This is a genomic window from Caulobacter sp. GW456-12-1-14-TSB4, from assembly GCF_059424195.1.
This window is the reverse complement of record NZ_JBWKZF010000018.1, coordinates 78,194-98,158: the sequence shown is the minus strand read 5'-3', so window position 1 is coordinate 98,158 and position 19,965 is coordinate 78,194. Positions and strand designations below refer to the sequence as shown.

The window sequence follows — 19,965 nt, the reverse complement described above, 5'->3', positions numbered from 1 at the left end:
TTCCTGATCGCGCCGACGAAACGTCCGATATCAGCGCGCCGAAACCTAGCGAGTAGGAACCGGGACTTCGCCGCGATAGTCGTAGAAGCCGCGGCCGGTCTTCTTGCCCAGCCAGCCGGCCTCGACATACTTCACCAGCAGCGGGCAGGGGCGGTACTTGCTGTCGGCCAGGCCCTCGTAGAGCACGTTCATGATGCTCAGCACGGTGTCCAGGCCGATGAAGTCGCCCAGCTCCAGCGGGCCCATCGGATGGTTGGCGCCGAGCTTCATCGCCGTGTCGATGGCGTCGACGGTGCCGACCCCTTCGTACAGGGTGTAGATCGCCTCGTTGATCATCGGCACCAGCACGCGGTTGACGATGAAGGCGGGGAAGTCCTCGGCGTTCGACGTGATCTTGCCCAGCGACTGGGCGAAGGTCACGGCGCGCTCGTAGGTCGGAACGTCGGTGGCAATGCCGCGGATGATCTCCACCAGCTTCATCAACGGCACCGGGTTCATGAAGTGCAGGCCGATGAAGCGCTCGGGACGGTCGGTGACCGAGGCCAGGCGCGTGATCGAAATCGACGAGGTGTTCGAGGCCAGGATGGTGTCCGCGCCCAGGTGCGGCTGCAGGCTGCGGAAGATCGACTTCTTGATCTCCTCGTTCTCGGTCGCCGCCTCGATGGCCAGGTCCGTGGCGCCGATGGCCTCCAGGCTCTCGGCGGGCTGGATGCGGGCCAGACCCGCCTTCATGGCCTCGTCGTCGATGATGCCGCGGCCGACCTGGCGCGCCATGTTCTTCTCGATCAAGGCCAGGCCCGCGTCGATCCGCTCGCGCGAGACGTCGTGAAGCCGCACGTCATAGCCGCCCAGGGCGACGACATGCGCGATGCCCGACCCCATCTGGCCGGCGCCGATGATGCCGACCGTCTTGATTTCACTCATAAAAGCCAAGCCTTCGCTTGATGTCGCGCCAGGCTTGCGCGCCCGGGCCTTGGGATATGCCGACTTTTCTAGCACGAGAAACCCTGCGCTCGCCAAGGCTTTGCTGCGATGCAGCGCGAGCGGCGCCGCAAAGCCTTGTCTGGGTTGGGCTTACGGCGCGTCAGCCCTGGGGCGGATAGGGGTGAGCGGTCCCATTCGGGTCCTCGACCGAACCCTCATCGACATAGGTCGGGCCGACCGGGACCTTGCCGTGGCCGCCGGGGATGTCGAGCACATAGGTCGGCTGGGCCAGGCCCGAGACCGTCCCGCGCAGGGCCTTCATGATCGCCTGCCCCTCGGCCAGGGTCGTGCGCAGATGGGCCGTGCCCGGGGCGTGGTCGCCGTGGTGCAGGTAGTAGGGGCGGATGCGCAGCTCGACGAAGGTCCGCATCAGGTCGGCAAGCGTCTCGGCGTCGTCGTTGACGCCGCGCAGCAGCACGGTCTGGCTCAGCATCGGGACGCCCGCATCGATGATCCGGGCGCAGGCGGCGCGGGCGGCCGGGGTCAGTTCGCGAGCGTGATTGGCGTGCAGGGCGACATAGACGGTCTTGGTGGTGCGCTTGAGGGCGGCGACGAGGTCGTCGGTGATCGCGCCCGGATCGACGGCCGGGACGCGGGTGTGGAAGCGGACGATCTTCACATGCGGGATCGCTTCCTGCCGGTCCATCAGGTCGGCCAGGCGGCGGGGCGACAGCACGAACGGGTCGCCGCCGGTGACGATGACCTCCCAGATCTCCGGGCGGCCGGCGATATAGGCGAAGGCGGCGTCCAGCTGGGCGGGCGACAGGTTCGACAGCCCCTCGGGTCCGACCATCTCGCGGCGGAAGCAGAACCGGCAATAGACGGCGCAGGTGTGGGTCGGCTTCAGCAGCACGCGGTCGGGGTAGCGATGCACGATTCCATCCACAGGGCTGTGGATATCGTCGCCGATCGGGTCGCCGCTCTCGCCGGGGCTGCTGATCAGTTCCTCGGGCGAGGGGATGAACTGCCGGGCGATCGGGTCATTGGCGTTGGCCGGATCGATCAGCTCGGCCATCGCCGGGGTGATCGCCACCGCATAGCGCGCCGCCACCGCCTCCAGCGCCGGCAGGCGCTCGAGCGGGACCAGACCGGCCTGGGTCAACGACCGGGCGTCGCGAAGGGTCTTGCCTGGGCTTTGGGTGACGGGAGCCATGAGGCGCGGGGATATGCGGGATTTCCGGGGCGGAGGCAAATTACGGGTCTGTTCAGCTCTGCCGCTTAACCGTGTTTCGGAAGGGGAGAGGACCATCGTGACCCAGGCGCGCAACATCGTCCCGCTGGCCGCGGCGCTGCTGATGGCGACGATCGTCCTGTTCGCGCCCCCGGTGCTGAACGACGGCGACACCTACTGGCACATGGCCACGGGCGCGTGGATCCTGGCCCACGGCCGGGTCCCCGATCACGACGTCTTCTCCTACACGCAAGCGGGCCGGCCCTGGGTGGCGCACGAATGGCTGTCCGAGGCGCTGATGGCCCTGGCGGGGCGCGTCGCGGGCTGGGCCGGCGTGACGGCGCTGTTCGCGATCGCCGTCGGCGGCGCGACCTGGCTGCTGGTCCGTCGCCTGGCTCTGAGCCTGGGCGGCTTGACCCTGATCACGACGACCGTGCTGGCCCTGGCCTGCATGAGCGGCAGCCTGCTGGCGCGGCCGCACCTCTTCATGCTGCCGATGCTGCTGCTGTGGACGATCGAGATGCTGGCGGCCCGCGACGAGGACCGTGCGCCACGCCTCTGGTTCGCGCCGCTGATGATCCTGTGGGCCAATCTGCACGGCAGCTGGGTGTTCGGCTTCGTGATCGCCGGGGCGTTCGGGCTGGAGGCCCTGGCCGCGCCCGACGCCGATCGCCTGAAGGTGCTGCGCGGCTGGGGCCTGTTCGGGCTGGCGAGTCTGGTCTGCGCCGCCGTCACTCCGCATGGGCCGGCGGCGCTGCTGTTCCCGTTCCAGGTGACCAGCATGGCGGTGCTGCCGCACATCACCGAGTGGCGGGCCGAGGACTTCTCGCACCTCTCGACCTTCGGGATGGTGCTGCTGGCGACCCTGTTCGTCTGCCTGGGCCGGGGCGTGAAGGTCCCGACCTTCCGGTTGTTGCTGCTGCTGGCCCTGCTGCTGATGGGTCTGCAGCACGTCCGTCACCAGATGGTGCTGGCCGCCATCGCGCCGCTGCTGCTGGCGGGACCGCTCGCCGAGGCCCTGGGACATGAACCCGCGAAACCCAGGCTTTCCCGCGCCCTGCTGATCGGCTTCGGCGTCGCCTGCGCGCTGCTGCTGGGCCTGCGCCTGGCCCTGCCGCTGCATCGCGTCGATGGCCTCAACAGCCCGGTCACCGCGATCGAAAGCGTGCCCGCCGATCTCAAGGCCAAGCCGGTCATGAACGGCTACGGCCTGGGCGGCTATCTGATCTACAAAGGCGTGAAGCCCTTCATCGACGGTCGCGCCGACATGTACGGCGACGCGTTCAGCGTGGCCTATTTCAAGGCTGTCGAGCCCGACCCCGTCGCCCTTCGCAAGCTGCTGGCCGACTATCACGTCGCCTGGACGATCTTCACGCCGGACGACCCGGTCGTGGCGCTGCTGGACAAGGACCCGGCCTGGCGGTGCCTCCATGCGGACCCGCACGCGGTGGTCCACCAGCGCGCGCCTTAAGTCTCCGCCACCGGCGTCCAGACCACGTCCTCGATGCGGCGCGCGCCGGTGGCCAGGAGCACCAGCCGGTCGAAGCCCAGCGCCGATCCCGAGGCTTCCGGCATGTGCTCCAGGGCCGCGAGGAAGTCCTCGTCGATCGGATAGCGCTCGCCGTAGATGCGGGCCTTCTCGTCCATCTCGATCATGAACCGGCGGCGCTGCTCGGCCGGGTCGGTGAGTTCGCCGAAGGCGTTGGCCAGCTCGACGCCACAGGCATAGAGCTCGAAGCGCTCGGCCACGCGGGGATCGGCGTCCTTCGGCCGAGCCAGGGCCGCCTCCGAGATCGGATATTCGCACAGCACCGTGGCGCGGCCTTCCCCCAGGCGAGGCTCGACCTTCTCGACGATGAGGCGGCTGAAGACGTCGGCCCAGCCGTCGTCCTCGGCCACCCGGACGCCCGCCGCGCGGGCGGCGGCGGCCAGGGCGTCGCGGTCGGTCGAGCCGTCTGGAGCGACGCTGGCCAGCAGGTCGACACCGGCGTGGCGCTGGAAGGCCTCGGCCACCGACAGCCGTTCCGGCGGCGCGAACGGATCACAGGTAATGCCCCGGAAGTCGAAACGCGTCGTCCCCGCCGTCTCGGCCGCCAGGGCCAGCAGGGTCGCGCAATCGTCCATCAGGGTCTGGTAGGGCGCGCCGGCCCGGTACCACTCCAGCATCGTGAATTCGGGATGGTGCAGCGGGCCGCGCTCGCGGTTGCGCCAGACCTTGCCCAGGCTGAAGATCTTCTCCTCCCCCGCCGCCAGCAGCTTCTTGCAGGCGAACTCCGGCGAGGTGTGCAGGTAGAGCGGGCTGGCCTCGCCCGAGATCGTCAGGGCCTGGGTGGCGAAGGCGTGCAGATGCGCCTCGTTGCCGGGCGAGACCTGCAAGGCGGCGGCCTCGACCTCCTCGAAGCCCTCGGTCTCGAACCAGGCGCGGAAGGCCTTGGTGATGCGGTTTCGGGCCAGCAGGAACGGCCGACGGTCGGCGTGGACGCCGGTGCGCCACCAAGGGGGGGAAGAGTCTGGCAAGGCTGGGAAAACCGAAGAGGCTGGAGATTTGAGCCCGTTCGCTATACGAGGGCGGGCACAGATCAATAGCATGATCGCGCCCGCGGCCTCGCGCGCGCTTTCTTCCAAGGACGGTAAGTACGTGAAGGTTGCTGCCAGCTCGCTCCGCAAAGGCGCTGTCGTCGATATGGACGGCAAGCTCTATGTCGTCCTGACGGTCGACAACATCCACCCCGGCAAGGGCACCCCGGTGACCCAGCTGAACATGCGCCGCATCTCGGACGGCGTGAAGGTTTCGGAACGCTACCGCACGACCGAGCAGGTCGAGCGCGCCTTCGTCGACCAGCGCAACCACACCTTCCTGTACCAGGACGCCGAGGGCTTCCACTTCATGAACCCGGAAAGCTACGACCAGCTCGTCGCGACCGAAGAAGTGATCGGCGACGCCGCGCCCTACCTGCAGGAGAACATGACGGTGCAGCTGTCGACGCACAACGACGTGCCGATCGCCATCGAACTGCCGCGCACCGTGGTCCTGGAAATCGTCGACACCGAACCGTCGGTGAAGGGCCAGACCGCCTCGTCGTCGTACAAGCCGGCCGTGCTCAGCAACGGCGTCCGCACCACCGTCCCGCCGTACATCGCCGTCGGCACCCGCGTGATCATCCTGACGGAAGACAACAGCTATCAGGAACGCGCCAAGGACTAAGCGTCCTTCGGGTTCTGAAAGACGAAAGGCCCGGTGGGAAACCACCGGGCCTTTTTCTTGGTCCGTCCTCGTCCTTCGACAGGCTCAGGATGAGGACTACTGCTAGGCCGTTCAGTCGGAAACCTCACCCTGAGCTTGTCGAAGGGCGAGGTTTCCGGTGCTCGGCTTTAGAAGTCCGCCGCCATTCTTTTTAGGAAAGACGTCGGCCGATTAGAAATCGGCCGACAGGGTCACGAAGCCCATGCGCGGCGGTTGCGGGAAGGCACCGTAGCCGCCCGAGTTGCCGGTCACGGTGGCCGTCGAGACGCCCTTCTTGTCGAACAGGTTCGTCACGTTGCCCGTCAGGCGCAGGCCCTTCACGAAGCCCTTGTCCGTCATGTCGAAGGTGTAGCCGGCCTGCAGGTCGACCAGCATCATCGACTTCACCGACATGTCGTTCAGGTAGGTGACGTACCGCTTGCCGACATAGTCGCCGCTGATCTGGGCGTCGAAGGCGCCGTAGTTGAAGCGGGCGATGGTCTTGTTCAGCCACTTGGGCATCAGCGGCACGTACTTGCCGCCGGTGGCGACCGTGACCGGCGTCGAGACGCCGCCGACCAGGGTCGTGCCCGACTGATAGTCCTGATCGTACTTGGACTCGTTGTACGACAGGGCGTTGTAGAGCTGGAAGTGCGAGCCGAACTTCAGGGTGCCGGCGACGTCGATACCCTTGGTCGTCACGCCGCCGACGTTGGCCAGGATGGCCGGCGCCGGGTTGATGAAGTTGAACGGCGCGATGTTCAGCAGGCGGTTGCTGAACTTCACATTGTAGGCGTTGATCTGGCCGTCGATGCCGGTGATCGGGCCCCAGGCCACATCGCGACGGCTGCGCAGACCGGCTTCATAGGTCCACGAGGTTTCCGGCTTCACCGTCGTCTTGAAGAGATCGAAGGCGGCTTGCGTGCCCAGGCTCCAGGCCGAGAAGCCGTAGAAGCCGCTGCCGGCGCCGTACGGGATGAACTGGCGCATGTTCTGCTGGACGTTGACGAAGATCTGGTCGTTTTCGCTGACGTCCCACAGCAGGCCGGCCTGCGGCAGGAACCACTTGTTCGAGGTGATGCTGCCGGTCGGATAGTGGACCGGGACGGCGGCCGTCGGCAGGTTCACCTGGTTGATCGGGAACTTGCCGGTGGCGTCCTGCAGGCTCGACTTGAAGCCGGCTTGCAGCAGCAGCTGCGGGGTGATCCGCCACTGGTCCTGCAGGTGCAGCTGGATGTCGTTGGTGAAGAACTCGGCCGCGTACTGGACCAGGGCCTTCTTGCCGCGCGGCACGTCGTACGGCGTCAGGTCGTTGTTTTCGGCGGTGAAGGGATACCAGGCGCGCTGCTGGGTCGGTTCGTTGTGCTCGAACCAGACGCCGCCCTTGATCTGGTGATCGCCCAGGGTCCACTCGACCGTCGAAATCGCGCCCGGACGGTTGATGTGGTACTCGGTGGTGCGCACTTCGTTGCCGCTGCCGCCGAACAGGTTGACCAGGTTCTGCAGGCTGCCGGCGCTGGTCGGCGAGCCGCCGACGATCAGGTTCGGATAGTAGGCGGCGAACAGGGCGGGCAGGCCGGCGTTGTTGACCGGGCCGGCGACGATGCCGCGACCGAAGTTGTAGTGGAAATAGACCTGGTTGCTCCAGGTGAAGCCTTCGACCGGGGTCCAGTCGTACTTGACGTACGACAGGATGTCCTCGCGCTGGGCGGCGCTGAAGCAGTTCGAGAAGTTGTTGCCCTGGGCCGGATTAGGCGTGCCCGGGCCGCCCGTCAGGGTGCTCGTGCAGGCCGCTAGGTTCGGATAGAGGAACGGGCGGCTATAGGGCGTGAAGCCGGCCGCTGCGGCGGTCTGCTGGTTGCCGAAGGCGGTGGCGTCTTCGTTCGGCTCAACCTTCATCTGCCAGTCGGCGTAGAAGGTGAACTTGCCGTGCTCGCCCTCGCGGACGACCTTCAGGTTCACCTGGTGGCCGCGCTGGTGACCGTCGAAGTCCCAGGCCTTGGCGTCCTGGCGCAGGTACGAGACGTACGCGCGGAAGCCGGCGCCCAGGTCGCCGCTGTCGAGGCGCACGAAGGTGCGGGTGGTGTCGTAGCTGCCCAGGGTCTGGCGGATGTTGAGGCCGCGCTCGGCCGACGGGTCACGGCTGAAGGTTTCGATGGCGCCGCCCAGGTTGCTGGTCGAGGCCACGCCCAGCGAGCCGGCGCCCGACGACAGGGTCACGCGGCTGACGTTTTCCGAGGTGACGGCGCGGCTGACCGACAGGCCGTTGTAGTTGCCGTACTGCTGGTCGCCCAGCGGCACGCCGTCCATGGTGAAGCCCAGTTGCTGGGTCGAGAAGCCGTGCACGAACAGCGACAGGTTCTGCTCGTTGTTGCCCCACGGATCGGCGGTCCGATAGACGACGCCGGGCAGGAACTGGATGGCCTTCAAGGGGCTGGCGCCCGGCAGGACGCGCTGGATCTGCTGGGCTTCCATGGCCACGGCCGAGCGCGTCTCGCGCTGGCTGGTGATGATGACCTGCTCGACGCTGGTCGATTCGGCTTCAGGCGCGGCCGGCGCGGGCGCGGCGGCCGTCTCGGCGGCGTGGGCGCCGCTGGCCAGCAGGGCCAGCATGGCCGCGCCGCACCACAGGCCGGCTTGACGCTTCCCAATCGGGCGCTTCGAAGTCTTGGTATTCTGCATTGTCCCCTATCCCCACCAAAGGATGCGATGGGGCGGGGATAGGGACGCCTCAAGACGGCTCGGCGACAGAAGTGCGACGCTCTCGTGATGGTGGCGCCGGCGCCACAGTGCTCCAGAGTTTAGAGGCCGATGGCCTCCAGTTGCGCCACGCTCATGGCGTCCAGTTGGGCGGCGGTCAGCTTGTTGACCTGGGCCCGCGACAGGCCGCTCAGCTGGTTCGGGGTGAAGGCGGCGATCTGTTCGCTGGTGAAGCCCGAGATCTGGCTGGGCATGATCTGGCCGATCTGGGCGGGGTTCAGGCTGCGGATCGCCACCGCTGGCAGCTGGCCGACCTGGGTGGTGGTCAGGGCCCCCAGCTGGGCGCCGGAGAGGCGCGCCAGGCCCTCGGCCCCGAAGGCCGTCAGCTGCTCGCCCGAGAAGCCGCGCACCTGGGTCGCCGACAGGCTGCCGAACTGGTCGTCGCTCATGCCGTTCAGCGCCGGCAGAGACAGGGCGCTGATCTGGGTGTTGGTCAGGGCCGCGACCTGGGTGCGGTTGAACTCGCCGATGTCGGTGGGCGTGAGGCCGCGCACCTGCACCGGCGTCAGGGCCGAGATCTGGCCGGCCGACAGCGCCGCCACCTGGGTGACGCTGAGCGCCGAGATGTCGGCGGCCGAGAAGCCTTCCAGCTGGGCCGCGCCCAGGGCGCCGATCTGGGTGGCGGTGAACTCGCCGATGTCGGCGGCGCTGAACTGCTCGATCTGGCTGGTCGTCAGGCCGCGCACCTGGGCGGTGGTCAGGCGGGCGAACTGGGTGGCGTCGAGGGCCGAGAGGATCTGGCCGCTGACCGCGCCGATCTGAGCGGCCGACAGCACGCCTACCTGGGTGACCGACAGCGCCCCGAAGGCGTTGGCGTCCAGGCTGGCCACTTGGGTGGTCGACAGGCCGGTGATCTGGGTCGTCGTCAGGCTGGTCAGGCGCGTGATCCCCAGCGCCGCGAAGGCCGGGGTCGATAGCGAGCCCAGCTGGGTCGGGTTCAGGTTGGCGACCTCGGTCGAGGTCAGGCCGGCGATGAAGGTGGGCGACAGGCCCGCCATCTGGGTGGCGCTGAGGGTCGGGAGGCGACCCTGGAACACGCTCTCGGGCAGGGTGGCCAGCTGGGTCGGGGTCAGGCCGGCGAACTGGGCCGTGGACAGGTCGGCGATCTGGGTGGTCGTCAGGCTGTCGATATTGGTCGTCGACAGCGCGCCCAGCTGCGAGGCGGTCAGGCTGTCGACCTGGGTGGTGGACAGCTCGCCGAAGTCGGCGGTCGACAGGCTGCCGATCTGGGTGGTGCTGAGGCTCTGCAGCTGGCTGGTCGACAGGCGCGCGACCTGGGTGGCGGTCAGGGCGGCGAAGGCCGTGGGCGTCAGGGCCGACAGGAAGGCGCCGGACAGGCTGCCGACCTGGGTCACGGCCAGGGCGGCCAGCTGCGAGCCGACCATCGTCCCGGCCTGGGTGGTCGACAGGCCCGCCAGCTGCGCCGAGGTGAAGCCGGCCACCTGGGTGGCGCTGAGCGCGGGCAGGGCGTCGGGCGCCAGGGCTCCGACCTGGATCGAGCTGAGCGCCGCCAGCTGGGTGGCCGACAGGCCGCTGACCTGGGTCGATTGCAGCGCCGAGATCTGTGACGGCGCAAGGGCCCGGACCTGGTTGGTGCTGAGCGCGGCCAGCTGCTCGGGGCTGAGGACCGAGACGTCGGTCGCCGACAGGCCGGCCAGTTGCGAGGCGGTGATCGCGCCGACCTGTGTGGCGCTGAACTCACCCATGTCCTCGGACGCCAGGCCGCGCAGTTGGGTGGCGGTCAGGCCGCCGATCTGGGTCGTGGTCAGGTTCGCCACGTGGGCGGCGTCCAGGGCCGAGAAGGCGGTGGCCGACAGACCGCCGATCTGGCTGGCGGTCAGCAGGGAGAGGCGATCGGTGGCGATCGCGGCCACCGCCGTGCTGTTCAGCCCCCCCAATTGGCTGGGACGCAGGCCGGTCCACTGGGTGGTGCTGAGATAGCCAAGGTCGGTGGCGTCCAGGCCCGCCAGCTGGGTGGCGCTCAGCCCCTGGACCTGGGTGACGGCCAGGCCCGCCCACTGGCTGGCGTTGAGATTGCCGATCAGCTCCGGCGTCAGGGACGCGATCTGCACGCCGGTCAGCGAGGCGATCTGGGTGGACGCCAGGACGCTGAACATCGTCGAGGCGAAGCCCTTGAGCTGCGTCGAGGTCAGGCCGCGCACCTGGGCGGTGGTCAGCTGGCGCAGGCTGTCGGCGCTGAGCCGGCCCAGATTGGTCACCGACAATTGCCCCAACTGGCTGGCGTTGAGGCTGGCCATCTGGGTGGCGTTCAGGCTTGAGGCGATGTCGGACGGCAGGTTGGCCATCTGGTCGGCGGTCAGGCCGCGCAGCTGGTTGGCGCCCAGGGCCGCGATCTGGGTGGCGCTGAGGCTGTCCAGCATGGTCGTCGACATCTTGGCGACCTGGGTGCTGCCCAGGTTGCCGATCGCCGTGGTCGACAGGTGCGGGACCAGGACGCCGACCTGATTGCCGTCCAGGGCGGCGATCTGGGTGGTGTTCAGCTCGCCGACGTCATCGTCCGTCAGGCCCTTCAGCTGGGTCGTCGATAGGCCGCGCATCTGGTTGATGTTCAGGCGGGCGGTCTGGGTGGCGTCCAGCGCCGACAGCGCCTCGGGCGTCAGGCCGCCGACCTGGGTGGGGCTGAGCGCGGCGATCTCGGTGGGGGTCAGGCGGCCGATGTCGGTGGGCGTCAGCACCTTCATCTGGGTGGCGGTGACGCCCTTCAGCTGCAGGCTCGTCAGCGAGGCGACGCTGCGCAGGGTCGCGAACTGGGTCCCCGACAGGGCGCCGATCTGGTCCATGGTCAGGGCCGCGACCTGGGCGGTCGTCAGGGCCGCGATGTCACTGGTCGACAGGGCCTTCAGCTGCAACGGCTGCAGGGCCTTGATCTGGGTCGGGGTGAACTCGGCGAAGTCCTCGTCCGACATCGCCGCCAGCTTTTCCGGCGGCAGCTCGCGGATCTGGGCGGCGGTGAACGCCTTCAGCTGGGCGCGGGTGAATTCGTTGAAGTCCTCGCCGCTCAGGGCCTTCAGTTGGGCGGGCAGAAGACGGGCGATCTGGGCGGCGCTGAGCGCGCCGACCTGGGTGGCGTCCAGGCTGGAGAAGACGGTGGCCGACATGCCGCCGATCGCCACGGGGTCCATGGCGGCCAACAGTTCGGGGCTCAAGGCGTCGATGTCGGTCACCGACAGGCCGCCCGTGTGGTTGCCGGTCAGGCCGCTGATCTGGTTGGGCCGCAGCTGGGTCAGGAAGGCGGCGCCAGCCTTGCCGACCTCGGCCGCCGACAGGCTGCGAACCTGCATCGGGGTCAGCTTGCCGACCCTTTCGGTGCCCAGGGCCTTCAGCTGCGTGGCGTTGAGGGCCGAGAGCTGCAGGGCGCTGGCGCCGGCCCATTGCTCGGGCGTGGTCAGGGCGATGGCTTCGGCGCTCAGGCCCTTGATGGTCGGCACCGACAGGCCGGCGAACTGGGCGGGGGTGAACTTGGCGAACTGCTCGGGCGACAGCCCCGCGATCTGGGTCTGGGTCAGGCCGCTCATCTGCACGGCGCTGAGGGCATTCAGCTGGCTGTCGCTGAACTCGCCGATGTCGGCTGTGGACAGCATGCGCAGCTGACCGGTGGTCAGGGATCGCACCTGAGCCAGGGACAGGCTCTGGACTTGGTCTCGCGACAGGGACGACACGGCCGCGGAGGACAGCGAGGCGACCTGGTTGAGGGACATGTCGTCCAGGGCGTCGGTGCTCAGCGAGGAGACCGTCGTGGCCGACAGGGCCTGCACCTGGGAGACGTTCAGGAGCTTCAGCTGGTCGCCGCTGAACGTAACGCCCGACGACAGGCGCGGCAGTTGAGTGGTCGTCAGAGCCGACAGCTGGGTCTTGTCGAACTTGGCGAGCTGCGCGGCGGTCAGGCCGCTCATCGCGGTGGCCGAGATCGCCGCGACCTGGGCCTTGGTCAGCTTGGCGAACTCGGACGGCGGGGCGTCGGCCAGGGCCGCGGCGCTGAGCGCGGCGATGCGCGCGGCGGGCAGGCTGGACAGGCTCTCGGAAACGCCGGCGACCATCGCTACTCCACGAACTCAACGCGCCCGTTAAAGGCGCCGCCGGTGCGATTGCACGAATCGCCAGTCCACTTTAAGTGGAAAAGTGTACAGTTTAAACTATATTTCCAGCTCGAGCATATCGCGTCAAGCCTTCGACCAGCGCGTCGAACACCAGACGGACCCGGCGGACGTCCTTCAGGTCCTCGTGGGTGACGACAAAAGTCTCCAGGTCGAAGGCGAACGCATCGGCCATCACCCGCTCCAGCATCGGGTCGCGGGCGGCCAGGCCGACCTGGCAAATCCCCAGGCCCAGCCCCGCCCGGATCGCCGCCAGCTGGGCCACGTCGCTGTCGGTGCGGAAGGCGAAGTCCTCGACGCGCAGGTCCAGGCCCATGGCCTTCACGGCCCGCACGCTGATCGTCTCGCTCTCGTAGCCGATCAGCGGCATCCGGCGCGCCTCGTCCAAGGTCGTCGGCCGGCCCCAGGCGTCCAGCACGCGCTTGTGGGCGAACATGCCCAGACTGACATCACCGATCCGCTTGGCGACCAAGGCTTCTTGAGTGGGGCGGACCATGCGCACGGCGATGTCGGCCTCGCGGCGCAAGAGGTCCTCGCTGCGGTTGGTCAGGGCCAGCTCGAACACCAGGCCCGGATGGGTCTCGCGCAGGTCGGCCAGCATCGCCGGCAGAACCTCCATGCCGATCACCTCGCTGGCGGTGATCCGCACCACGCCCGAGGCCGCGCCGGCCTCCGCCGAGGCGGCGCGGGCCAGCGAGGCGGCCGCCAGCGCCATGGCCCGGGCGTGCTGGGCCAGGTCCTTGCCCAGCGCCGTCGGCGTAAGGCCCGAGGGCGAGCGGGTGAACAGCGCCACCCCCAGCTGGGCCTCCAGGTCCTCGATCCGCCGGCGCACCGTGGGCTGGGCCGCGCCCAGTTGGCGGGCGGCCGCCGACAGGCTGCCGGTGTCGATCACGGCCAGGAAGGCGCGCTGGCGCTCCCAGTCGACGGCGGAGGACAGGTCGAGGTTCATCTATTTTTGATAAGCTGATCGATCATTCTGGGCAATTTCTATCGAGGGCGTCACGCCGCATCTTCCGGTCATCGACATTCACGGAGACGCCCGATGACCACCACCCCGAACCGCATCGCCCTCGTCCTCGGCGCCAATGGCGGCGTGGGCGGCGAGACCGCCGCCGCCCTGGTTCGCCACGGCTGGACCGTCCGCGCCCTGGTCCGCGACCTGGCCAAGGCCACGCGCTCGGACCTGGAATATGTGCAGGGCGACGTCATGGACCGCGCCGCCGTGGTCGCCGCCGTGAAGGGCGCGTCGATCATCGTCCACGCCGTCAACCCGCCTGGCTATCGCGGCTGGAAGCAGCTCGTCCTGCCGATGATCGACAACAGCCTCGCCGCCGCCCGCGCCAGCGGGGCGCGCATCCTGCTGCCCGGCACGATCTACAACTATGACCCCGCCGCCCACGCCCTGATCGACGAGACCACGCCGCAGCGCGCCCATACCCGCAAGGGCAAGATCCGCGTCGAGATGGAGGCGCGCCTGGAGGCCGCCGCGCCGAGTGGCGTCCGCTCGCTGATCCTGCGCGCCGGCGACTATTTCGGCCCGCGCTCGACGCTGAACAGCTGGTTCGCCTCGGGCCTGGTGACGCCCGGCAAGCCGGTGAAGTCCATCCTCTATCCGGGCGACAAGGGCGTTGGCCACGCCTGGGCCTATCTGCCCGACGTCGGCGAGACCTTCGCCCGCCTGGCCGACCGTGAGGCCGAGCTGCCGGCCTTCGCCCGCTTCCACTTCGACGGCCAATGGGACGCCGACGGGACCGCCATGGTCCGCGCCATCGCCCGCGCCGCCGGCCACCCGCGCCCCAACGTCCGCCGCCTCCCCTGGAGCCTGCTGCCCCTTGCCGCGCCGTTCAACGAGACCCTGCGCGAGCTGCTGGAAATGAAGCCGTTCTGGCGGGACTCCGTCCGCCTCGACAACCGCCGCCTGGTCGCCTTTCTCGGCGAGGAGCCCCGCACGCCGCTGGACGTGGCGGTGACGGCGACGATGCGCGGGCTGGACGTGCCGGTGGCCGAGAACGCGCCGACGCTGCGGCTGGCGCGGGCGGCATGAGCTTGGCGCGGGCGGTGGGGTCGGTTAGGGCTGCCGGCCCAGGGTTTTCCGGAGTCGCCATGTCGTCCGTCGTCATCACGCTTACGTCGCAGGATATGCTCGACGCTTGGCGGCTTCAGCTTCGCAAGAACACCATGATGCAGGTGTCGCGGTTCATGCCGGCGCTGCTGGTCGTGGCTTTCGTTATGCAGGCCTGGGGGATTGTTGCCTCCCAGGGCTGGCCAGCCGTCTTCCAGAACATCGCCTTGCTGGTCGTGGCCATCCTTATGTTCGGTCTCAATATCCTGCAAAGCCGCGTCTTGCTGCCCCGCCGGGCCAAGAAGATCTTCGAGCAGCAGAAGACGCTCGGCGGCGAGATCACCTTCTCATGGGACCAAAGCGGCCTGCGGGCCGCCAGCGACACGGGCCACAGCCAGCTGGCCTGGGGCGACTACGTCCGGTGGCTGGAGGACGACAAGGTCCTCGTGCTGTTCCAGAGCGACGCCGTCCTGAACTTCCTGCCCAAGCGACTCCTGACGGCTGAGCAGCTCGCCGAGGTCCGCCAGTACGCGACTGCCGCGATCGGCAGGGCTGGGGCGCGAAGGAAGAAGGCCTAGTCCTCGGCGATCGACCGGATCAGCCGCGCGGGATTGCCGCCGACCAGCGTGTTCGGCGGCACGTCCTGGGTGACCACCGAGCCGGCCGCCACGACGGAGTTCTCGCCCACCGTCACCCCGCCGATGATCGTCACATTAGCGGCGATCCAGACATTGGCTTCGATCCGGATCGGCGCGGCGGTCACCCCGTCGCGCCGCCGCGAGGGCTCGATCGGATGGCCAGAGGTGATCAGGCTGACATTGGGCCCGATCATCACGTCGTCGCCGATCTCGACCCCGCCCAGATCATAGATCGTGCAGTTCTGGTTGATGAAGACGTTGCGCCCGACGCGGATGTCCGGGCCGCCCGTCGTGTAGAGCGGTGGGATCAGCAGGAAAGTCTCATCGACCGGCTGCTGGGTCAGCTCGGCGAACAGCGCGCGGACCTCGCCGGCCTCGTTGAAGGTCAGCCGGTTCAGCGCGGCGGTGATCGTCGCGGCTCGCTTTAGCTTGGCGGTCATGGCCGCCGACTCCGGCGTCCGCCTGGCGATGAACTGGCTGTGTGGCATCCGAGACCTCCGTGGAGAATCGAGTCTACCGCGCCCGTTCGCCCTCGGTCTCCTTCAGGAACCAGTCCCTGAGCTTCAGGATCCTGGGCAGCTTGGGGTTCTCGGCCCGCCAGACGAAGTTGTGGCCGGTCTCGACCTCGACCTGGCCGGGGAGGGGACGCACCAGGCGGCCGTCTTCCAGGTCGCGTTTGGCGTAGCCGCTGCGGGCCAGGGCGAAGCCAAGGCCTTGGGCGGCGGCGTCCAGCATCATGGCCGAGTTGTCGAAGCCCAGGGCCGGCGACAGCACGGGCGCCTCGACGTCCATGGCCTTGAACCAGGCCGACCACGGCAGGTCGGTGTGGCGCAGCAGCGGGGCCTTCACCAGGTCCTCTGGCCGCTCGATCGGATGGCGCGCCAGGAGGCCGGGGCTGCAGACGGGGAACATCACCTCGTCGATCAACCGCACGGACTCGGTCCCCGGCCAGGGGCCCTCGCCGAACCGCAGGGCGACGTCCGAGCCGTCGGTCGACAGGTCGGCCAGGCGGTCCTCGACCCGGATGGTCAGGTCCAGCTCACCGGTCTCGGCGGTCAGGCGGGCCAGCTGGGTGACCAGCCAGCGGGTGGCGAAGGCCGTGCCGGTCGAGACCACGATCGGGCCGCTGGCCGCGCGGCGGGCGATGTCGACGCCTTCGCGCAAACTGGCCATCGCCTCTCCGACCCGAGCCGCCAGGGCCGCGCCGGTGGGTGTCGGCTCCATCTGGTTGCCGCGCCGGGCGAACAGTTGGACTCCCAGCTCTTCCTCCAGCTTGCGCACCTGCTGGCTGACGGCGCCATGGGTCACGAACAGCTCGCCGGCCGCCCGGCTGTAGGACCGGTGGCGCGCGGCGGCCTCCAGGGCGACCAGGGACGAGAAGGGCGGCAGGCGCATGGCGGGTTTGCCAGGTTGTTAGCTGTGCTCACAACTTCTCGCAGAAGCCATCGTTCGTAAAGGGGCGGGGGCTTTGGCATTGTCCTGATCGCGGCGTCGCATTGCCCCACCCGATCAAGAGGACGAAGACGATGAAGACCCTGCTTCTCGCGGGCGCGATGGTGCTCGCCCTGGCCACCGGCGCCGTGCGCGATCCCGGCTCCCTGGCCGACCCCCACGCCCAATGGGCCCGCGTCATCCACACCGCGCGGTGAGCCGCGCTCACATGATCCGCTCAACAAGAAAGGCCCGGAGTCTCCTCCGGGCCTTTCCGCTATTCAGAAGCCTGTAGGGCCGGGGCTTACTTCCCAGCCGCCGTCAGGGCGTCCATCAGTTCCGGCACGGCGGTCTTGTAGTCGGCGACCAGGCCGAAGTCGGCGATCTGGAAGATCGGCGCGTCGGCGTCCTTGTTGATCGCGACGATCACCTTGCTGTCCTTCATGCCGGCCAGGTGCTGGATCGCGCCCGAGATGCCGATGGCGATGTACAGCGACGGCGCCACGACCTTGCCCGTTTGACCGACCTGGTAGTCGTTCGGGGCGTAGCCGGCGTCGACGGCCGCGCGCGAGGCGCCGACGGCGGCGCCCAGCTTGTCGGCCAGCGGCTCGATCACGCGCTGGAACTCCTCGGCCGAACCCATGGCGCGACCGCCCGAGACGACGATCTTGGCCGCGGCCAGTTCCGGACGGTCCGACTTGACCATCTCTTCGCTGACGAAGCGGGTCTGCTGCGCGTCGGCGCCGCCGACGGTCTCGACCGAGGCCGAGCCGCCTTCAGCCGCCGCCGCGAAGGCGGTCGGACGGACGGTGATCACCTTCTTGGCGTCCGACGACTGGACGGTCTCCAGCGCGTTGCCGGCATAGATCGGGCGCGTGAAGGTGTCGGCCGAGACGACCTCGACGATGTCGGAGATCGGAGCGACGTCCAGCTTGGCGGCGACGCGCGGGGCGAAGTTCTTGCCGCCCGAGGTGGCCGGAACCAGGATCGCGTCGTAGTTGCCCGCGAGCGCGAGAACCGCGTCGGCCTGGGCTTCGGCGACGCCGTGGCCCAGAGCGTCGGACTCGGCCAGCAGCACCTTGCGGACGCCGGCGATCTTGGCGGCGGCGTCGGCGACGCCCTTGGCGCCCGAACCCAGGACCAGCACGTCCACGTCGCCCGAGATCTTCAGGGCGGCGGTGACGACCTTGTGGGTGCCGTCGCGCAGGTGCGCGTTGTCGTTATCGGCGACGACGAGAACAGCCATTACAGCACCCCCGCGGTGTTGAGCTTGGAGACCAGATCGGCGGCGGTTTCGACCTTGACGCCGGCCGAGCGCTTGGCCGGTTCGGTGACCTTGATCACCTTCAGGCGCGGCGCGATGTCGACCCCGTAGTCGGCGACCGCCTTGCTGGCGATCTCCTTCTTCTTGGCCTTCATGATGTTGGGCAGAGACGCATAGCGCGGCTCGTTCAGGCGCAGGTCGGCGGTGACGACGGCCGGCAGGTCGACGTCCAGGGTCTGCAGACCCCCGTCGACTTCACGGGTGACCTTGGCGCTGGTCGCCGAGACCTCGAGGGCCGAGGCGTAGGTCGCCTGCGGCCAGCCCAGCAGGGCCGACAGCATCTGGCCGACGGCGTTGTTGTCGCCGTCGATCGCCTGCTTGCCCATCAGGACCAGGTTCGGGTTTTCCTCAGCCACGACGGCCGCCAGCAGCTTGGCCACGGCCAGCGGCTCGGGATCGGCGTCGGTGGTGATCAGGACGCCGCGATCGCCGCCCATGGCCAGGGCCGTGCGGATCGTTTCCTGCGCTTGCGCCGGACCGATGCTGACGATGACGACCTCGGTCGCCACGCCCTTCTCCTTGAGACGCACGGCTTCTTCGACCGCGATCTCGCAGAAGGGGTTCATCGACATCTTGACGTTGGCAAGGTCGACACCGGTCTGGTCCGCCTTCACGCGGGCCTTGACGTTGTAATCGATAACCCGTTTGACCGGGACTAGGACCTTCATCGGTTTCCACCGCCTCCAGGCTGTTTTTTATCCATGCTTGGCCTTCGACTTACCGCTTGTGCGGCGCAATGCAAGTTTCCCTTTGCGTAAGCGTAATGCGTAAGTGGGGCTATCGTTCAAACGGTTGTACGATTTCCTTGGGTTCGTGGCGGGACGGCGCGGTTCGGGCCAATTCCCTTACGCGCGGAAAGGCGGTAAGGGGCGCCCATGAACAAGACTTTCACCCGCCTGAAGTACATCTTCCTGGGCCTGTTCGTGCTGCTGAGCGGCGCCGCCCTGACTTATCACGTCGTCTGGGTGTGGCCGAAGGAGAAGTGCGAGGCGCAGGGCCGTCCCTGGGCGGGCAAGTGGCTGAAGTGTGGGCGGGTCTATTCGATCGAGACCCTGACCCGCCGCCCGCTGAACGTGCCGGCGATCAATGGGGAGAAGCCGGCGGCTCCGGCTCCGGCGACAGCTCCGGCCGAGCCGGCGAAGAAGTAGGCCAACACCCTGCGTGATCCTCGTCCTTCGACAAGCTCAGGATGAGGATCAATGATGGGCCGGCGGTAGAAATCCTCATCTTGAGCTTGTCGAAGGACGAGGGTTTCGGCCCTACCGCGTCGCGCCCGGCTTCCAGAGCACGTCGGCCTTACCCTTGTCGTTGCTCCAGCGCGCGGCGACGAACAGCAGGTCCGACAGCCGGTTCAGGTATTTGATCGCCGGCTTCCCCACGATCTCGCCGTCCATCTCCGACAACGCCACGCACATCCGCTCGGCCCGGCGACAGACGGTGCGCGCCACGTGCAGGGCGGCCGCCGCGGGCGACCCGGCGGGGAGCACGAACGAGGTCAGGGGACTCATCTCGCCATTCAGCAGGTCGATCTCCTGCTCCAGCCGCTCGACCTGCCCGTCGAGGATGCGTAGCGGCTCCCATTCCGGCTTGCCGTGCTGCTCGGGCGTGGCCAGATCCGCGCCCAGGTCGAAGAGATCGTTCTGGATCCGCTCCAGCATGGCGTCGAGCACCGTGTCGCCGCTGGTATGCTGGCGCGCCACGCCGATCGTGGCGTTGGTCTCGTCGACCCCGCCATAGGCTTCCACCCGCAGCGAGGCCTTGCTGACCGGCGCGCCGGTGGCCAGGCGGGTCGAGCCGCCGTCCCCGGTGCGGGTATAGATGCGATTAAGCGTGACCATACGTCGCGGACTCCCGTTCGCCGAAGCAGGCTAGCTAGCCCCTCCACGCCGCCACCAGAACGCGGCGGCCACCAGCACGATGATGGCGATGAACTGCAAGAGTACGCGCAGGCGCATCAGCTTGTTGGAATAGGAGCGGCCGAAGTCGCCCCCGCGGAACAGGGCGTAAAGTCCCGCGCCGAGGGCGATCAGCACGGCGCCCAAGGCGATCGGGACGAGGAAATCGAACAGGTGGCTCATGGGCCCGGACAATAAGGCGTCGCGTCAAGCCGCGCCATAGAGCCCGGAGCCGTAAGGGCCGTGGGGCGTTTCACCCGCCTTTAAGCGGCGACTCGGTTCGACGACCACCGTCCGTTGAGTCAATTCGGCGAACCTGTTCGTTGAGTACATTTGTCGCAGTGACGCTTTGAGAGCGCTCC

The 19,965-nt window shown here is 68.3% G+C and carries 18 protein-coding genes; 6 read left to right on the top strand and 12 right to left on the bottom strand.

The annotated features are described in order from the left end of the window. Nucleotides 1-45 precede the first annotated feature (45 nt). Both AC07YH_RS17285 and AC07YH_RS17280 read right to left on the bottom strand, forming a co-directional pair. The gene (locus AC07YH_RS17285; protein ID WP_494748190.1) at nt 46-924 is read right to left on the bottom strand and encodes a 3-hydroxybutyryl-CoA dehydrogenase; all 879 of its coding nucleotides are present in this window, start codon (nt 922-924) and stop codon (nt 46-48) included. 160 nt (nt 925-1,084) lie between these two features. After that, nucleotides 1,085-2,137, bottom strand: coding sequence for a lysine-2,3-aminomutase-like protein (locus AC07YH_RS17280; protein WP_494748189.1), 1,053 nt, complete (start codon nt 2,135-2,137; stop codon nt 1,085-1,087). 97 nt (nt 2,138-2,234) lie between these two features. Between AC07YH_RS17280 and AC07YH_RS17275 the strand changes: the two genes are divergently transcribed. Further along, on the top strand, nt 2,235-3,626 hold the full coding sequence (locus tag AC07YH_RS17275) for a hypothetical protein (protein ID WP_494748188.1): 1,392 nt from the start codon (nt 2,235-2,237) through the stop codon (nt 3,624-3,626). Here the strand turns inward: AC07YH_RS17275 and epmA are convergent. Continuing rightward, on the bottom strand, nt 3,623-4,717 hold the full coding sequence (gene epmA, locus AC07YH_RS17270; protein WP_494748206.1) for an EF-P lysine aminoacylase EpmA: 1,095 nt from the start codon (nt 4,715-4,717) through the stop codon (nt 3,623-3,625). The two genes, AC07YH_RS17275 and epmA, sit on opposite strands and share 4 nt — an antisense overlap. A gap of 76 nt (nt 4,718-4,793) precedes the next feature. Between epmA and efp the strand changes: the two genes are divergently transcribed. Beyond that, the gene (gene efp / locus AC07YH_RS17265) at nt 4,794-5,360 is read left to right on the top strand and encodes an elongation factor P (protein ID WP_494748205.1); all 567 of its coding nucleotides are present in this window, start codon (nt 4,794-4,796) and stop codon (nt 5,358-5,360) included. Between the two features lie 210 nt (nt 5,361-5,570). On the opposite strand, the gene AC07YH_RS17260 is transcribed toward efp, so the two are convergent. The 3 genes from AC07YH_RS17260 to AC07YH_RS17250 form a co-directional block, all read right to left on the bottom strand. Further along, entirely contained in the window at nt 5,571-8,060 is a 2,490-nt protein-coding gene (locus AC07YH_RS17260) for a TonB-dependent receptor (protein ID WP_494748187.1), read from the bottom strand. 119 nt (nt 8,061-8,179) lie between these two features. Then, nucleotides 8,180-12,196: a beta strand repeat-containing protein gene (locus tag AC07YH_RS17255; RefSeq protein ID WP_494748186.1), complete on the bottom strand. Its 4,017-nt coding sequence runs from the start codon at nt 12,194-12,196 to the stop codon at nt 8,180-8,182. Between the two features lie 91 nt (nt 12,197-12,287). Next, nucleotides 12,288-13,202, bottom strand: a complete 915-nt coding sequence (locus AC07YH_RS17250; protein ID WP_494748185.1) for a LysR family transcriptional regulator — start codon at nt 13,200-13,202, stop codon at nt 12,288-12,290. Nucleotides 13,203-13,295: 93 nt separating this feature from the next. On the opposite strand from AC07YH_RS17250, the gene AC07YH_RS17245 reads away from it, so the two are divergent. Together AC07YH_RS17245 and AC07YH_RS17240 are read left to right on the top strand one after the other, a co-directional pair. After that, nucleotides 13,296-14,297, top strand: coding sequence for an NAD(P)H-binding protein (locus AC07YH_RS17245; protein ID WP_494748184.1), 1,002 nt, complete (start codon nt 13,296-13,298; stop codon nt 14,295-14,297). 59 nt (nt 14,298-14,356) lie between these two features. Continuing rightward, nucleotides 14,357-14,893, top strand: a complete 537-nt coding sequence (locus AC07YH_RS17240; RefSeq protein ID WP_494748183.1) for a YcxB family protein — start codon at nt 14,357-14,359, stop codon at nt 14,891-14,893. On the opposite strand, the gene AC07YH_RS17235 is transcribed toward AC07YH_RS17240, so the two are convergent. Both AC07YH_RS17235 and AC07YH_RS17230 read right to left on the bottom strand, forming a co-directional pair. After that, nucleotides 14,890-15,393, bottom strand: a complete 504-nt coding sequence (locus AC07YH_RS17235; protein WP_494748182.1) for a sugar O-acetyltransferase — start codon at nt 15,391-15,393, stop codon at nt 14,890-14,892. The genes AC07YH_RS17240 and AC07YH_RS17235 overlap by 4 nt on opposite strands. A gap of 73 nt (nt 15,394-15,466) precedes the next feature. Further along, on the bottom strand, nt 15,467-16,348 hold the full coding sequence (locus AC07YH_RS17230) for a LysR substrate-binding domain-containing protein (protein ID WP_494748181.1): 882 nt from the start codon (nt 16,346-16,348) through the stop codon (nt 15,467-15,469). Between the two features lie 131 nt (nt 16,349-16,479). On the opposite strand from AC07YH_RS17230, the gene AC07YH_RS17225 reads away from it, so the two are divergent. After that, on the top strand, nt 16,480-16,602 hold the full coding sequence (locus tag AC07YH_RS17225) for a hypothetical protein (RefSeq protein WP_494748180.1): 123 nt from the start codon (nt 16,480-16,482) through the stop codon (nt 16,600-16,602). An 86-nt stretch (nt 16,603-16,688) separates the two neighbouring features. On the opposite strand, the gene AC07YH_RS17220 is transcribed toward AC07YH_RS17225, so the two are convergent. Together AC07YH_RS17220 and AC07YH_RS17215 are read right to left on the bottom strand one after the other, a co-directional pair. After that, a complete protein-coding gene (locus AC07YH_RS17220) occupies nt 16,689-17,630 on the bottom strand; it encodes an electron transfer flavoprotein subunit alpha/FixB family protein (RefSeq protein WP_494748179.1) in 942 nt (313 codons plus the stop codon). Beyond that, a complete protein-coding gene (locus AC07YH_RS17215; protein WP_494748178.1) occupies nt 17,630-18,376 on the bottom strand; it encodes an electron transfer flavoprotein subunit beta/FixA family protein in 747 nt (248 codons plus the stop codon). Before AC07YH_RS17215 ends, AC07YH_RS17220 begins: the two co-directional genes overlap by 1 nt. A gap of 207 nt (nt 18,377-18,583) precedes the next feature. Here AC07YH_RS17215 and AC07YH_RS17210 point away from each other — a divergent pair, with 207 nt between their 5' ends. Beyond that, on the top strand, nt 18,584-18,856 hold the full coding sequence (locus AC07YH_RS17210; RefSeq protein WP_494748177.1) for a hypothetical protein: 273 nt from the start codon (nt 18,584-18,586) through the stop codon (nt 18,854-18,856). Nucleotides 18,857-18,967: 111 nt separating this feature from the next. On the opposite strand, the gene AC07YH_RS17205 is transcribed toward AC07YH_RS17210, so the two are convergent. Next, nucleotides 18,968-19,546, bottom strand: a complete 579-nt coding sequence (locus tag AC07YH_RS17205) for a cob(I)yrinic acid a,c-diamide adenosyltransferase (RefSeq protein WP_494748176.1) — start codon at nt 19,544-19,546, stop codon at nt 18,968-18,970. 30 nt (nt 19,547-19,576) lie between these two features. Then, the gene (locus tag AC07YH_RS17200; RefSeq protein WP_494748175.1) at nt 19,577-19,786 is read right to left on the bottom strand and encodes a twin transmembrane helix small protein; all 210 of its coding nucleotides are present in this window, start codon (nt 19,784-19,786) and stop codon (nt 19,577-19,579) included. Nucleotides 19,787-19,965: the final 179 nt, after the last annotated feature.

Coding starts and splice junctions, on each gene's coding strand:
- AC07YH_RS17225 (WP_494748180.1), top strand. CDS start 16,480: ATGAAGACCCTGCTTCTCGCGGGCGCGATGGTGCTCGCCCTGGCCACC.
- AC07YH_RS17210 (WP_494748177.1), top strand. CDS start 18,584: ATGAACAAGACTTTCACCCGCCTGAAGTACATCTTCCTGGGCCTGTTC.
- AC07YH_RS17245 (WP_494748184.1), top strand. CDS start 13,296: ATGACCACCACCCCGAACCGCATCGCCCTCGTCCTCGGCGCCAATGGC.
- AC07YH_RS17280 (WP_494748189.1), bottom strand. CDS start 2,137: ATGGCTCCCGTCACCCAAAGCCCAGGCAAGACCCTTCGCGACGCCCGG.
- AC07YH_RS17215 (WP_494748178.1), bottom strand. CDS start 18,376: ATGAAGGTCCTAGTCCCGGTCAAACGGGTTATCGATTACAACGTCAAG.
- AC07YH_RS17255 (WP_494748186.1), bottom strand. CDS start 12,196: ATGGTCGCCGGCGTTTCCGAGAGCCTGTCCAGCCTGCCCGCCGCGCGC.
- AC07YH_RS17235 (WP_494748182.1), bottom strand. CDS start 15,393: ATGACCGCCAAGCTAAAGCGAGCCGCGACGATCACCGCCGCGCTGAAC.
- AC07YH_RS17250 (WP_494748185.1), bottom strand. CDS start 13,202: ATGAACCTCGACCTGTCCTCCGCCGTCGACTGGGAGCGCCAGCGCGCC.
- AC07YH_RS17220 (WP_494748179.1), bottom strand. CDS start 17,630: ATGGCTGTTCTCGTCGTCGCCGATAACGACAACGCGCACCTGCGCGAC.
- AC07YH_RS17230 (WP_494748181.1), bottom strand. CDS start 16,348: ATGCGCCTGCCGCCCTTCTCGTCCCTGGTCGCCCTGGAGGCCGCCGCG.
- AC07YH_RS17260 (WP_494748187.1), bottom strand. CDS start 8,060: ATGCAGAATACCAAGACTTCGAAGCGCCCGATTGGGAAGCGTCAAGCC.
- AC07YH_RS17240 (WP_494748183.1), top strand. CDS start 14,357: ATGTCGTCCGTCGTCATCACGCTTACGTCGCAGGATATGCTCGACGCT.
- AC07YH_RS17205 (WP_494748176.1), bottom strand. CDS start 19,546: ATGGTCACGCTTAATCGCATCTATACCCGCACCGGGGACGGCGGCTCG.
- AC07YH_RS17200 (WP_494748175.1), bottom strand. CDS start 19,786: ATGAGCCACCTGTTCGATTTCCTCGTCCCGATCGCCTTGGGCGCCGTG.
- AC07YH_RS17285 (WP_494748190.1), bottom strand. CDS start 924: ATGAGTGAAATCAAGACGGTCGGCATCATCGGCGCCGGCCAGATGGGG.